Genomic DNA, 13,195 nt, shown 5'->3' with positions numbered 1-13,195 from the left:
ACACTCGCGCGCCTGTCGGAACCGGGATCATCGGCGCACCAGGGCGTCGAGAACGCGACGCAGCGCGTCTCCATCAACGTCGCCATCGACCCGGATGCGGTGTCCGCTACCAAGGTCGATCTCGATGATGCCCTGGCCCTTCCGTCGACGCGCCGACGCCGTCGTCGATCGTACTTCGGTCACATCCCGCGCCGGCACAGACGGCCCAATCTCGACCGGCACGAACGGCGCCACGCTCGTCTCACCGTGCTCGCAAAGCTCTTTACGCCACCGGAACAGCTGGCTCACATGAAGGCCGGCCATGCGAGCCACCTCGGAAACAGTGGCTCCTGGCTCGAGTGATGCTGCAACTAGCCGTTCCTTCTCATCTCGCGACCACCGCCGCCGCCGCTCTACCGATGTGATCACCTCTGCCCGCGATATCGTCATAGCGCTTCTCCTAGGACTACCCCTAGGACCTGCAGCGCTCGCCTCCGTCAAACAAGGCGGCCGTCAGCGGAGGCGTACAATGTGCCGAACGCACGTACTGGCGTGTCAGTGGAAACCGGTCGACCGCTGCCATGTGCATTTGTGATCCAATGTCGATGGCCGCGGCGCCAACATTCACCGGATTCAATTTCGGGCGGTCGGTCGTCCTCTTGGGCATCGCAAATTCTCCATCCGATTGTGGGCAGGAGGTTCTGGGCTACGCCAAAGCGTCATCTTTCTGATCGGGATCGCCGATGAACGGCGTCACCACTCTCAAGTTCGCATGCACCCATGGACCACGTTTTTAACGGGGCCTATGTCTCCAATGAGCTGACGGCCGCTACCCTCCAAGGTATGGGAATAGCATGGGCTGTTTCTACGCACGCAGGCGGGCGGCGGCCTGTGACAGTTTTTTAGGATATCCCGCTCGGCCTTCAGCCTGGCGCAACCGCTCAATCTCCTGGTGCTCCGGCTTCATCTGCCCGTGGCCCGGAAAAGGCCTGCACCGGATCGGAGCCGAACTCTTTCACCCATTTCCGGAAAACGTTCTCATGAACATCCAGGTCGCGCCCGGCCTGCGCCACCGACACACACGCTCCCTAATCAGCTTGACAGCCCCCATCTTGAACTCGCGACTGAACTTCCGTCTCGTCATCACCAACCTCCGGCTTCGTGAAAGACCCAATCTCACTGTCCACCAAACCGGCAGCAGCTCAAAGCATCGGACAGTAGTGTGGGTTAGCCTTGAATGTTACTTCGGCCTCAAACGAGGGATGCCATGGTAATTCGACAGAGGCTTATGATATCATAGACGGGCAGCTTCACCATACGACGGATCGCCATCGCGACGATCGGAAACCCTGCGCATTCGAACAGAATGGCTGCAATCTCTGGGTGCGATGCACGAATGCGCTTGATGCAATCGGAGACATCGGATTCCATCGCAGCGACGTCGATTAGTGGAGCAGGGCGCTTTAACTCATCATGCCAGTACTTTCCGCCTTCCACGCCGCCGATCACGATCCTTGCCCGCTCGGCGGGATCGTCGATCTCGATCAGATTGTCGCCGAAATGCGTAGAATCGTAGGTCAGGACAGCGATTTTGGCATGCGGTGGCATCTGGCGCAGCAAAGCTGGTAGTAGGAGGAGACTGGACATCACCACCGGCACACTTACAGACATGGCCACCGCTTCCTGATAGCGTATAGAGAAGCCGCAAGTAGAGGTGATTGCAACCGCGCCTCGCTCGACCAGCCGCCGGGCAGTGGTAATGTAGGCTGGTTCGAGTGCTGTATCACCGCGGACGACGTTCTCCACCCAGGCTCCTGGGACGGTTTCCACGATCGTCGGAAAATCAAAAGTAGCTGAATCAAGCATCGAACCTGGCCGCGACATGGGCGGTGCACCGGGCGCCAGCCCGCGTTCGAGGTGCAGAATTCCGAGCGCGCGTTGGGTTTGCGATGGCATGACGAAACATAACCTACCTTAACGTCAATAGCTTACTTGGATAACGAGATTTGCGAACCTACGAACGCTGATAGCCCTCAAACTAAGACTTTCGCTTATGAACACGCTTCGTAAGTAACATGGCTTTGAGTATTGTACCGCAGACCCGTCAGCGTTGATATGCCGATGCGCTCCCATTCGACACCTCCCGAGCTCTCAGAGCCTACTACAGGTCTGTACTCATTCCGAGGAGGTTCAGACCTGACTGTGTGACTTGCTACCAATTGTGAAGGTGGAGGCAATTAGCGCCTCTATGTGCCGATGTTCGATAGTGCCGATCATCGTCTGGCTCAATGCGGAGCTGATGAACAATCTATGCGAACTTCGGAACAAAGCGGACGCACGCTCCCTGGCCTGGATTCAATTTTGCCCGTCCTACCAACGAGCAGTGGAATTTAGTGCGTCCTGGGTTGATGCAAGCCAGCGCCGCCCCAAGCTACAGCCGATTCGCTTCTGAGGAGTCTTGAGATTGGCGATCTTCGATCAGACGGATGGCCCCGGCGTGTAGGGAAACGGCCATTGTCTGTACTGTGGACTTTGAGGATCCGCCTTGAGATAGAGACCCCTGGCGTTTTCGACGAACGGGCTCGGAGACGTCCTACTGACAAGGGAGCAAAGCTGATCGTACTATCGGCTCAACGGTAGCTCTGAACACTGCTACGGGCGCGTGAATCGAGAGGAGGGCAAAGCGTGGCCGATCGAACGATTTGCGACATAATGTCGAGGATGACACGTCCTGTTTAGAGATAACCATTAGACTATTGCAGTTGGCACGACCCTTGAAACGAGAAGTTGTCTCCGAAAGCGAACGGAGTGGTGGCTGGCTACTAGAACTGCCTCCGATCAGCGGCGCGCAATCAGCAGGGCCGAGCTAGACGAGAAGGAATAGAATCCATGTCAGTCAATAACGTCAAACAGATCTGGAATTCGGGCGGGGCGGTGGTGAATGCCTGGCTTTCGATTCCGTCTGGCTTTGCTGCGGAAGTAATTGCGCAATGCGGGTTCGACAGCGTAACCGTCGACCTGCAGCATGGCGTGCAGGACTATCGCTCGATGGTGGAGTGCTTCCAAGCTATGGGCGCCCATCCCGTCACGCCGATGGTGCGTGTGCCGTGGAACGAGCCGGGTATAATCGGCAGGGTCCTCGACGCTGGCGCCTATGGCCTGATCTGTCCAATGGTTAATACCCCCCGGGAAGCAGGAAACCTTGTATCGTACGCGAAATATCCGCCGGCTGGCGCTCGTTCGAATGGACCAATCCGGGCCGGCATGTATCACGCGGCGGGCACCTACCAGAAGAAGGCCAACGACGACGTCGCAGTCCTTCCGATGATAGAGACCAAAACCGCGGTCGAGAACATCGAACAAATTCTCGACGTAGCGGGCATCGATGGCGTTTATATTGGACCTACTGATCTCGGCTTCTCTTACGGGCTCGGGCCCAAGGTCGACTACACCGAGCCGGAGATCCTACGTATCTACGAAAAGGTCGTGAAGGAGTGCAACAGGCGCAAGCTCAACCCAGGTATCCATTGCAGCGGCGCCGAAGGCGCGGCGCGCGCGATTAACATGGGTTTCAAACTGGTGACGATATCCGATGAAGCCGGACTAATGTCGACGTACGCAAAGCTGCAGGTGAAGCAGACTCGCAAAATGATCAACCGAAAAGAATAAGAGAGACTTTCCGTGTGTTGAGCTGGTGCGAGTGGCGTCTGAGCCAGACCTACGATCCGCGCCGCGGCGCCTAATCACGGGCGTTAAAACAAGCTGGACATCCAGCCAGTCAGGGCGAAGCCTACGAACGCCAACTGGTGGACAATAGCCGAGCAGCCGGAGTTTGCCACGCCGCTCAGATTGCAAGAGGAACGCCGACCGCATTGGTAGCCAACGCAGCATCACTCATAGCTCCGTCAGCTTCAAATGGGTGGACGATGGCGATTCTCGGCTCATAACCCTTTACTGCGGAAGCCTAAACAACTGACGAGAGGCGGAGCTTTGGTGTCGCGTTCCCGCTCAATTGGGTAGGGCCAAAGACTGACGTTGTGACTTAGTGGCAGCTCGCGTTCGAGCTGCAGCATTCCGACAAGCGTGAGATTTGCGATGTCATGGGCGAAGCACGTTGCCTTTCGATTGAGCTGAGATCGCCTCTTAGCAATGCAAAGCAGCCTTCGAGGAGGTCGGGTTAGATTCCGGATGTGATTGCGGAAATATGTCGCGCCGTCAGACTTTCATCATGCCAAATCGCTGCTCCCCCGTGGTCGGCAGTCGAGGCGCTGGCTGCATAATCTCGTGCCCCCCAGGCACAGTTGGTGGACGACTCGCGCGGCCCAAGTGCACCCAGATATTCGTGCTCTCATGCGTGGTCGACCGCTCTGGCAGGGCGAGCGAACAATTAGCGGTCCCTCGTAGCCTCTTACCGTCTACTCCATTACGCTGTAGTTGCTGGTCATTCTTAAGCTGGACAGCGACAGACGTCCCGCTCAGCAAAGCAAAGGTTCAGCTTCGGAAGCGCCTTTGCGCGGCTTCGAGCAGGCGCGAATTTGATCGAGATGAGGCGTCAATTGTGTGCCCTTTGCGGACTTTCGAATCTTGTAGGTGACTTGACGTAGCCAGCGGTTTATTTCGTTTGAAATAGGCGAGCGATTGAGCAGAGGGAAAGATCGTGCGGAACAACCCTCTCGGCCACTAGCATCAGAAGGATGGCGATTATCGCTGATCGTTCAAGCGCGAAGAATATCGCTGGTCCAAGGACGATAGAGGTCTATGGAAGGGCAACGTCGCCGTAGTAACCATCGGGTTTCAGATCGATGACGTCATATAAGCCGGGAAGCCGCTCCGACCATCTGATCGGTCTGGCATCAGGGCTAATTACCAAGCTCGCGTTACTCACAACATTAGCGTAACGACAGCTAATCACGGGGGTGGAGGATACGCATCAAGTCGCTCACGGCGGTTTGGCGCATGAGGGCGGCCCGAAAGTGAGGTTCTTGATGGAAGTGTTGTCGCATTTGCGAATCGTCGAGATCGGTAGCTCGGCCGCGACCAGCTATTGCGCGCGGCTGTTTGCCGATTTTGGCGCCGATGTGCAGAAGGTTGAGCCACCGACCGGAGATCCAATTCGGCGCAGTGCGCCACTAACGCCCGGCGGTCAGAGTGCGTGGTTCGCATTCTTAAACTTCAACAAATCAAGTACCATCATCGATCCCGCCGAGCCAAATTCGGTCGCACAGCTCACGTTCTTGATCGGGGATTGCGACATTCTGATCGATGGTCGCGACGTTGATCCGGCTGGTTGCCCGTCCATCGATGTTGGGGGCATCCGCGAGCGGCGGCCGGAATTGATCCACCTCGAGGCCAGTTGGTTTGGCGCCGACGGACCTTATGCAGGATTTGCCGCGACCGATTCCACCGTGCGAGGATTAGCCGGCCTAGTGAAATTGGCTGGACCAGCCGAAGGACCGCCGTTGCACGCTCCAGATTTCCAGGCGGGTATTCTTGCCGGACTGTGGGCTTTTATCGCCGCGGCTACCTCGACGGTGACGCAAACGCATCGCGGCGGCGGGCAAACGTGGTCCCTCAGCATCTTTGAATCGAATATCGCTTTGACTGAGTATCTGATGTTCGAGGCGTTTGCGCAGGGCGATGTCATGCGCCGGATTGGAATCAACCGCTTTTGGCCTAACTTTCCGACAGGCATATACCCGACAAAGTGTGGCTGGGTGGGCGTTACGACGGCCAAGCCGGAGCAATGGCGGGCATTCTGCGACATGCTCGGTTTGGCAGAATTGCGTGATGATCCGGCGCTGGCCTTCAATGAAGGTCGCCTGCAAGATGCCGACCGGATCGAACGACAGTTTATACCGAAGCTGAAGGCACGAACTGCGCTTGAATGGTTTGCGGAAGGGGTGACACGCAAGATCCCGATCATACTGGTGCCGAAGATATCCGATCTACTGCAAGACCCGGAACGACTGGCTCGCGGCGCAATCGTGCCTGTCCGGATGGGTGAAGAAGAAGGACTGACCGTCGGCTCAGTGCTGCGACTGACATCGACCCCGCCACTGCGGGGCGGAAAAGTCCCGGCGGCGGGCGAGCAGCAGCTATTCGCAGGCAGCCGAACAGACGCCTCTGACAAATCCGATACGGCTGTACGCGTAGGTGCTGATCGGGGACCTTTGCACGGGATTCGAGTCGTCGATTTCACGATGGGCTGGGCCGGCCCTCTTTGTACGCGCACACTGGCCGACCTGGGAGCAGATGTGATCAAGATCGAGGCCATCCAATATCCGGATTGGTGGCGCGGGGTTGACCGGCGTCCTGGCTACGTGACTGACAAAATGTACGAAAAAGCGCCATGCTTCTGCATGGTCAACCGAAACAAGCGCGGAATTACACTCGACTTGAAGCGTCCGCAAGGGATCGCTCTTGCAAAACGTTTGTTGGCAGGAGCCGATATTGCAGTTGACAATTTTTCAGTCGACGTACTCTCAAGACTCGGACTTGGTTACAACGTGCTGAGCGCTCTCAACCCCCGGCTGGTCATGATGTCAATGTCGGCATTTGGGACGAACAGCGTCCATCGCGAGTGCCGAGCCTATGGCTCAACACTCGAGCAGGCGTCAGGGCTTCCAGGTGTGAATCGCGCGGCCGATGGACTACCCGTTATGACTCACATCGCTCTTGGCGACCCCGTCGGGGGACTGAACGGCTGCGCAGCGGTGCTGGCTGCATTGATTCATGCTCGCAGGACTGGACAAGGCCAGTTCATTGATCTAGCCCAAGTCGAATGTCTGATGCCGTTCGCAGCACCATGGATCACTGTTCAGTCGATCAGCGGCTTGCCGTGTGCCCAGGCCGCGCCGCTCCTCCAGGGAGAAGCCACACCAGCGACCAAATATGTCAATCGACATCCACAATTCGTGCCGCATGGCTGTTTTCGGTGTGCGGGTGAAGACAAATGGATCATAGTCGCAGCTAGCGACGATGACATGTGGGAGAGGCTTGCCACGCTTGTTGGTCGGACAGACTGGGCGATGGACCCATCGCTGAGAACTGCCGCGGCTCGTCGAGCCATTGAGGATGAGATTGAAAGAGCCATCGAAGCTTGGACCGGCAACCGCGATGAGGATGACGCCATGGCCGAATTGCAAACCGCGAGAGTTGCATCCGGTGTAGCCCGCCTGCCGATTGACCTGCTACAGGATCGGCATCTTCGCTCGCGTGGCTTTCTGCAAAAACTCGAACGCCCCTTCATCGGCGTCCATCCGCAGCCGTCAATGCCCATTCGTGATAACGCAAAGCCTTATCTGGTCCGTACAGCGGCGCCGACGCTCGGGCAACATAATAGGGAAATCCTATCAGAGCTGCTTGGGCTCTCCGACGACGAGATCAATCAATTGGCGAAAGATCGGATTATCGGTACGGCCATGTTGTCTGAAGCAGAGCTCGCAACCTAAAAGAGCGGATATGCTGAACTAACCGATCGTACGGTATCCAGTGAAAAAGGCATGCTGTCCGCTTTGCTCCAGCGATGACGCAAGCTTGAACAACTTCAGGTCTCCACCGGCGAGGCCAGAGGCATGTATCAGAGTTGCCTGGATGCCCAGCGTCGAGCCGGGTCGCAAACTTGTCGCTCCATGTTACTGAAAAGTATACACGGGAGCGCCCTTACATCGCGCAAGCAAAGTAGGGTCCAACTTCTATCCGGCAGACGCTGAACATGAATCGAGCGCGCGTATTGTGATCATCGTGCAATGATGCTCAAGGTTGGTGCTGCGGAAGCATTCCGACTAGAGGGCGCGCTTCGCGCATGATTCTAGGCCTAAGACGACTATCAGTGTTGGCAGCTTCGTTGCTCCTAGATATCAGGTAGTTGAGCTGTCGGGAAGAGCGCGGAGAAGCGTGTCTCCTTACGCAGGATGATTCGCTATTTTCGCTGATCACTTGCCTTGGCAGAGGTGATAGATGGCTAGAGCGATGAACACACCGCGTAAGATGCAAGCGTTGGATGCGCTGGAGTCAAACGTACGCTCTTATTCTCGCTCATTTCCCGCCATCTTTAGCCGAGCGCGCGGCTCAATCATGTTAACGGAGGACGGCCGAAACGTCGTGGACTTCCTCTCGGGAGCCGGAACGCTAAACTACGGCCATAACAATCACAGGATTAAAGCTGCCATTGCTGACTACCTGGAATCAGACGCGGTCGTCCATGGCCTCGACATGGCAACTCCCGCGAAGATCGACTTCATGGAGCTCTTTAACTCTGTAATACTTGCCAAGCGAAATTTAGAGTACCGCTTCCAGTTTACGGGGCCAACCGGCGCCAATGCGATTGAGGCCGCAATCAAGCTCGCCCGCAAGGTCACAGGACGCCAGAATATTATCTCATTTACGAATGGGTATCATGGCATGAGCCTCGGGGCCATGGCCGCGAGCGGTAATCGCGCTTACCGGACGGCCAGCGGCGTTGCGCTATCCGGTGCAACGTTCATGCCGTACGACGGCTATCTTGGTCCTGACGTTGATACAGCGGACTACCTACAAAAAGTGCTGGCTGACGAGAGCAGCGGCATCGATTGCCCAGCTGCCATCCTCGTCGAAACGGTCCAAGGCGAGGGAGGTATCAACGTCGCCGGCAGAGAGTGGTTGCAGTCAGTTCAAGCCGTAGCGAACAGTGCCGGCGCTCTGTTCATAGTTGACGATGTCCAGATGGGTTGTGGTCGGACGGGCCATTTCTTTAGCTTCGAGTTCGCCAATCTTTCGCCGGATCTTGTTGTCTTGTCGAAATCCTTAAGCGGCTACGGCCTGCCACTGTCAATGGTTTTGATCAAAAAGGAGTTCGACGCATGGCAGCCGGGAGAGCACACTGGCACGTTTCGCGGGAATAACCTTGCGCTTGTATCCGCAATGGCCGCGATAGATCTCTACTGGCGGGACGAGACCTTCGCGCAAGAGGTGCTGCGGCTGGGAGAGTTTATGCGGCGCCGGCTGGAAACCGTCGCAGTCAAGCACGGAAACAGCTTTGCGGTCCGGGGCCGCGGCATGGCGTTCGGATTTGATTGCCAAATGCCCGAGATTGCAGCAGCAACGACACGCGGTGCTTTCGAGAAGGGGCTGATGGTCGAGCGATGCGGACCTGTCGATCAGGTCGTGAAATTCCTGCCTGCACTTACGATCGATTTCGAGACGCTCGATCACGGCCTTGAAATATTCGAGCAGGCGTTGAATGAGGCGCTCAAGCGGATCAGGTCTTCGTGACCCCACGCACAAAGGGCGCATGCCAAGCGAAGGAATGCCATGGCCTACGAGACGATCAAGTATGAGATTGACGAGAAAATTCTCACGATTACGCTAAATCGACCAGACAAGCTGAACGCCTGTACCGCTCTCATGGAGCGAGAAGTCGTCGATGCGTTCGATTGCGCCGACAAAGATAATGACGTCCTCGCAATTATTGTTACGGGCGCGGGCCGTGCCTTCTGCGCTGGCGCCGACCTCTCCTTGGGCGGCGATACATTTGATCGGGACGTGCGGCGCGGGCCAGTGAGGCGGCTGCCCGATGGCAAGGTGGACTACAGCGATCCAATGGTCAGCGACGGTGGCGGCAAGATTGCCATCCGGATATTTAGGTCTCTCAAGCCTGTAATCGGTGCTGTTAATGGACCAGCCGTCGGCATGGGTGCGACGTTGCAACTCCCGATGGATGTTCGGATCGCCTCTCATGACGCGCGTTTTGGCTTCGTGTTCTCACAACGTGGACTCGTGCCGGAGGGCGCCTCAAGCTGGTTCCTACCCCGCGTGGTCGGCATTGCCCAGGCGCTGGAATGGTCCTTGAGCGGCCGCATATTCACTGCGGAGGAGGCGCTCGCCGGTCGCCTGATCAACAGGATCGTCCGGCCGGACGAACTGTTGCCATCGGCGCGTGCGCTAGCCGTTCAGATCGTGGAGAAGACGGCACCTGTGTCGGTTACATTAATCCGGCAGATGATGTGGCGCATGCTAGGCGCCGACGATCCCATGGAAGCCCACAAGATTGAAAGCCGCGGCATGTATGCGCGTGGTCGTTCCGCTGACGCCAAGGAGGGCGTGGTGGCCTTCTTGGAAAAGCGGCCTGCCGCATTCAAAGACAGGGTCCCGGCCGATCTGCCGGACTATTTTCCGTGGTGGACGGAGCGGGAGTACAAGTGAGCTTTGCTCGCAAGCGCAAACCGTATACTGGCTACCGATTTTGCCTGTCTAGACAGTGGGGCGTCAATGGAGCCCTACCGTTCCAATCCGCCTGAGTAGCCAGTCGGATCGCCGCTGCTGTGCTTGTAAGCCAGAACCGGCAGACGCCTCTTGAGCGGCCAGGTTCCGGTGTGACAAGAAGCGACAGGCCCGGCCTTTTGTAAAGAGACCGGCGCGATCGCTTATGCAATAGGCGACGTTGCGTGCGGATCGGCCGTGAGTCATTCTACCTAGCTGAGCACGCCACTGCTCCGTCTCGACTATCGCGATTATGAATCGTGTCGTATTGCCGTTGCATGGTTGCGAGGCAGACATCGCGCTAGGTTGACCGGATCGCCTGAGAAAGCAAACCGCATGCTTGTTCAGGTGCTGGGTTTGCAGCCGCAAGAATCCACCGTCCCCAACCGAAGTAGGTAGTGGCTCGGTTTGCGGCCGACGTTGTACGCTGACAGTTCCGTGTAGCCACTGATATGGCTCAACAGGACAGGACAAGCGCAGCCATGAAAAGCGTAGTCAACATTCTGAACGTCTCACGCTTTATTCGGATATACGATGATCTAGCCGCTCAGAAAGGCATCAAGCTTTCGGTCGGATTCGATTTTGATAAGTATGTCACCATTACGAGTGCTCTTCCGACTAAGAAGCGGACATACCCAAATTTCCGGCCAGATCGATCGCCGATCAAGCCGGGGCAGGGTTATTGGATGATAGGTCTCGACAAGCATAACGATGTGGCATTGGTGGAGGCCGCGCGGCTGTACGATCTGCAGGATAGCAACTTTGCATCGAATCTTGAGTCCTTGAGGGCGTTCTATGCCGACCCCGCAATGCATGCTCATCCTCAAGATCGCTGCAGGTGTACCGCACCGACGGCGAGGGAGATTACTGGAAAGGTCGCTTATCACGGTGATTTTTGGTTACGCAAAGATTTCAGAGGGCAGGGCATACCTGAGATCATGGCTGCAGTTTTACGTGGTATTTCGTTGGCGATGTGGAACCCGGACTTCGTGGTTGGACTCGCAGAGCGCTGGCTGCTGTCCAAAGGTGTTCTGGAGCAATACGGACATGCGCACTACGAGGAAGGTGGGTCGGTGCTGCATCTCGTTGAAGAGAACATCGTGGACAACGATTTGCTTGTTTGGTTGACCTCGGAGGAACTGCAACGACTTGTCTATCATCGTGACAAGAATGAATTGAGCGCCTCTCCGCGAGAGCCTCGCCAAGTGCCGAAAGGCAAGCCATCTAGCCAGCCGGTCGCTGTGTGACCAAAGTGCGCCGACCGGTCGAGCAGACATTCAATGTCGCAAGAAGAATATGGGCTTCTTGAGACAAGAGGCTCACAGGCAATCGCGCCGACATCAAGGACGGTTAGCGACGGGATAACGTGCGCGAGCGGTCACACAAGAGCAGAGCACGACGGCGACCGCTGCGTGGTATAACGGGAGCTTCAATGGTTGGGCAAGGATCTAAGGAGAGGTTTGCGCGCGCGCAACTCGTATTCCCTGATGGAACGTCGCGAGCAAGTATCGAGCGGGATCCGGTTCCTCGCTATATCGAGCGCGGAAACGGCAGCTATCTTATCGATGTGGATGGCAATCGGTTTCTCGACCTGAACGCAAATTTTACGACCCTGATCCACGGGCATGCGTTTGGACCCGTGGTGGAGGCGTTGGCCCATCAGCTGCATCTGGGAACTTGCTTCGCATATCCGACAGAAACGGAGATCACACTCGCAGAACTGCTTTGCAAACGCATCCCGCGCGTTGAGCGTGTTCGCTTCGTCAATACAGGCACTGAAGCGGTGCTTTTTGCGATCAAGGCCGCTCGGGCGTTCACAGGTCGTTCGAAGATCGCAAAGCTGGAGGGGGCGTATCATGGCGCTTACGACTGGGCCGAGGTAAGTCTTGCAGCGACGCCGGACAATTGGGGCAGTCCGAGTGGTCCCAGGTCGACGCCGTCCTATCGTGGAATGCCCGCGAGCGTGCTGGATGAAGTCATTGTGATGCGGTTCAATGACGCCGATGCCGCGCGCCGATTGCTGTCTTTGCATGGAAGGGATCTTGCCGCTGTCATCATAGATCCAATGCCAAGCCGCGCAGGACTAATTCCACCAAAACCGGACTTCATGGCGGCAGTCCAAGAGACTGCTCGTATGAACGGCGCTCTGGTAATTGCTGACGAGGTGCTGAATCTTAGGCAGAGCTTCGAGGGAGCGTCGGCCCTGTATGGTCTCGTTCCGGACCTCATCACAATGGGCAAGATCATCGGTGGCGGCCTGCCGATTGGAGCAATCGGTGGTCGGCACGAGGTCATGGAAGTATTTGACGCCTCCGCCGGCCGGCCACTGCTCGCCCAAGGCGGTACATTTTCCGCCAATCCTCTATCCATAACGGCCGGGCTTGCCGCCATGCGGCATCTTGACCATGCGACCTTCGCGCACCTTGAGGACCTTGGGAACGTTGTCCGGTATGGGATTGCGGGAGCTATCTCAAAAACCGTTGCGCCATTTTGCGTCACGGGAGCCGCCTCACTCTTTCGCATTCATCCGATGGCCCAAGTACCAACCGACAATCGTGAAGCTTATTGGACGCCGGACGCCTCGAGACGGATGAGGCAACTAGTGAACTTCTTCGCAGACAACGGAATCATTCTGCCTCATGCAGGGGCGGGCGCGGTCTCAACGCCGATGAATCGCGCCGACGCGAGATTTATCGTCGAAGTCTTCGCAGGCTTTCTCCACAGTCATAGAGCATGGCGAACGCAGTAGTGGCTTAAACGTGAAATGCACTCCCTAGAGGACTGCATTTGATCTCATTGAGGCCTTGCGTTCCATATGAGCATAATGGCAGTGCGGAGCAGAGCGGGCGAGCATATGCATCCATATTCGGATGCTTGGTTTTTCCGGATTCCGAAAGCGCCTAGATAGGTCGGGGACGCAGGCTTGTATCAGCCGATCCGACGCGGTTAGCTATTGGTTCGGTAAGTACAAAGACCG

8 protein-coding genes and 1 pseudogene are annotated in these 13,195 nt (G+C 56.9%); 6 read left to right on the top strand and 3 right to left on the bottom strand.

The annotated features are described in order from the left end of the window. Window positions 1–27 precede the first annotated feature (27 nt). The 3 genes and pseudogenes from tnpA to CI41S_RS44430 all read right to left on the bottom strand — a co-directional run bounded on the left by tnpA (window position 28) and on the right by CI41S_RS44430 (window position 1,935). Window positions 28–429: an IS66-like element accessory protein TnpA gene (tnpA, locus tag CI41S_RS45355; protein ID WP_139859349.1), complete on the bottom strand. Its 402-nt coding sequence runs from the start codon at window positions 427–429 to the stop codon at window positions 28–30. Between the two features lie 450 nt (window positions 430–879). Then, a pseudogene (locus CI41S_RS16615) lies at window positions 880–1,123 on the bottom strand (transposase); the annotation flags it as partial. Between the two features lie 107 nt (window positions 1,124–1,230). Further along, window positions 1,231–1,935, bottom strand: a complete 705-nt coding sequence (locus CI41S_RS44430) for an aspartate/glutamate racemase family protein (protein WP_244626552.1) — start codon at window positions 1,933–1,935, stop codon at window positions 1,231–1,233. A 933-nt stretch (window positions 1,936–2,868) separates the two neighbouring features. Between CI41S_RS44430 and CI41S_RS16605 the strand changes: the two genes are divergently transcribed. The 6 genes from CI41S_RS16605 to CI41S_RS16580 all read left to right on the top strand — a co-directional run bounded on the left by CI41S_RS16605 (window position 2,869) and on the right by CI41S_RS16580 (window position 12,967). After that, entirely contained in the window at window positions 2,869–3,648 is a 780-nt protein-coding gene (locus CI41S_RS16605) for an HpcH/HpaI aldolase family protein (RefSeq protein ID WP_139860449.1), read from the top strand. A gap of 1,316 nt (window positions 3,649–4,964) precedes the next feature. Further along, entirely contained in the window at window positions 4,965–7,430 is a 2,466-nt protein-coding gene (locus CI41S_RS16600) for a CaiB/BaiF CoA-transferase family protein (protein WP_139860447.1), read from the top strand. Window positions 7,431–7,938: 508 nt separating this feature from the next. After that, window positions 7,939–9,231: a diaminobutyrate--2-oxoglutarate transaminase gene (gene ectB / locus CI41S_RS16595; protein ID WP_430650024.1), complete on the top strand. Its 1,293-nt coding sequence runs from the start codon at window positions 7,939–7,941 to the stop codon at window positions 9,229–9,231. Window positions 9,232–9,270: 39 nt separating this feature from the next. Further along, complete coding sequence (locus CI41S_RS16590; RefSeq protein WP_139860445.1) at window positions 9,271–10,161, top strand: crotonase/enoyl-CoA hydratase family protein; 891 nt, start codon at window positions 9,271–9,273, stop codon at window positions 10,159–10,161. A gap of 539 nt (window positions 10,162–10,700) precedes the next feature. Beyond that, window positions 10,701–11,465 carry a hypothetical protein gene (locus CI41S_RS16585; RefSeq protein WP_139860443.1) on the top strand — a complete coding sequence of 255 codons (765 nt, stop codon included), beginning with the start codon at window positions 10,701–10,703 and terminating at the stop codon, window positions 11,463–11,465. A 185-nt stretch (window positions 11,466–11,650) separates the two neighbouring features. Next, the gene (locus tag CI41S_RS16580) at window positions 11,651–12,967 is read left to right on the top strand and encodes an aspartate aminotransferase family protein (RefSeq protein ID WP_139860441.1); all 1,317 of its coding nucleotides are present in this window, start codon (window positions 11,651–11,653) and stop codon (window positions 12,965–12,967) included. The last annotated feature ends 228 nt before the right edge of the window (window positions 12,968–13,195 follow it).

This window comes from Bradyrhizobium ivorense, assembly GCF_900696085.1.
Taxonomy (GTDB): Bacteria; Pseudomonadota; Alphaproteobacteria; order Rhizobiales; family Xanthobacteraceae; genus Bradyrhizobium; species Bradyrhizobium ivorense.
The sequence above is the reverse complement of the archived record's forward strand: the minus strand, read 5'-3'. Positions and strand labels throughout refer to the sequence as shown.

What these genes read in the sequence shown, in the direction of transcription:
- tnpA (WP_139859349.1), bottom strand. Translation starts at nt 429, where the DNA reads ATGACGATATCGCGGGCAGAGGTGATCACATCGGTAGAGCGGCGGCGG.
- ectB (WP_430650024.1), top strand. Translation starts at nt 7,939, where the DNA reads ATGGCTAGAGCGATGAACACACCGCGTAAGATGCAAGCGTTGGATGCG.
- CI41S_RS16605 (WP_139860449.1), top strand. Translation starts at nt 2,869, where the DNA reads ATGTCAGTCAATAACGTCAAACAGATCTGGAATTCGGGCGGGGCGGTG.
- CI41S_RS16585 (WP_139860443.1), top strand. Translation starts at nt 10,701, where the DNA reads ATGAAAAGCGTAGTCAACATTCTGAACGTCTCACGCTTTATTCGGATA.
- CI41S_RS16580 (WP_139860441.1), top strand. Translation starts at nt 11,651, where the DNA reads ATGGTTGGGCAAGGATCTAAGGAGAGGTTTGCGCGCGCGCAACTCGTA.
- CI41S_RS16590 (WP_139860445.1), top strand. Translation starts at nt 9,271, where the DNA reads ATGGCCTACGAGACGATCAAGTATGAGATTGACGAGAAAATTCTCACG.
- CI41S_RS44430 (WP_244626552.1), bottom strand. Translation starts at nt 1,935, where the DNA reads ATGCCATCGCAAACCCAACGCGCGCTCGGAATTCTGCACCTCGAACGC.
- CI41S_RS16600 (WP_139860447.1), top strand. Translation starts at nt 4,965, where the DNA reads ATGGAAGTGTTGTCGCATTTGCGAATCGTCGAGATCGGTAGCTCGGCC.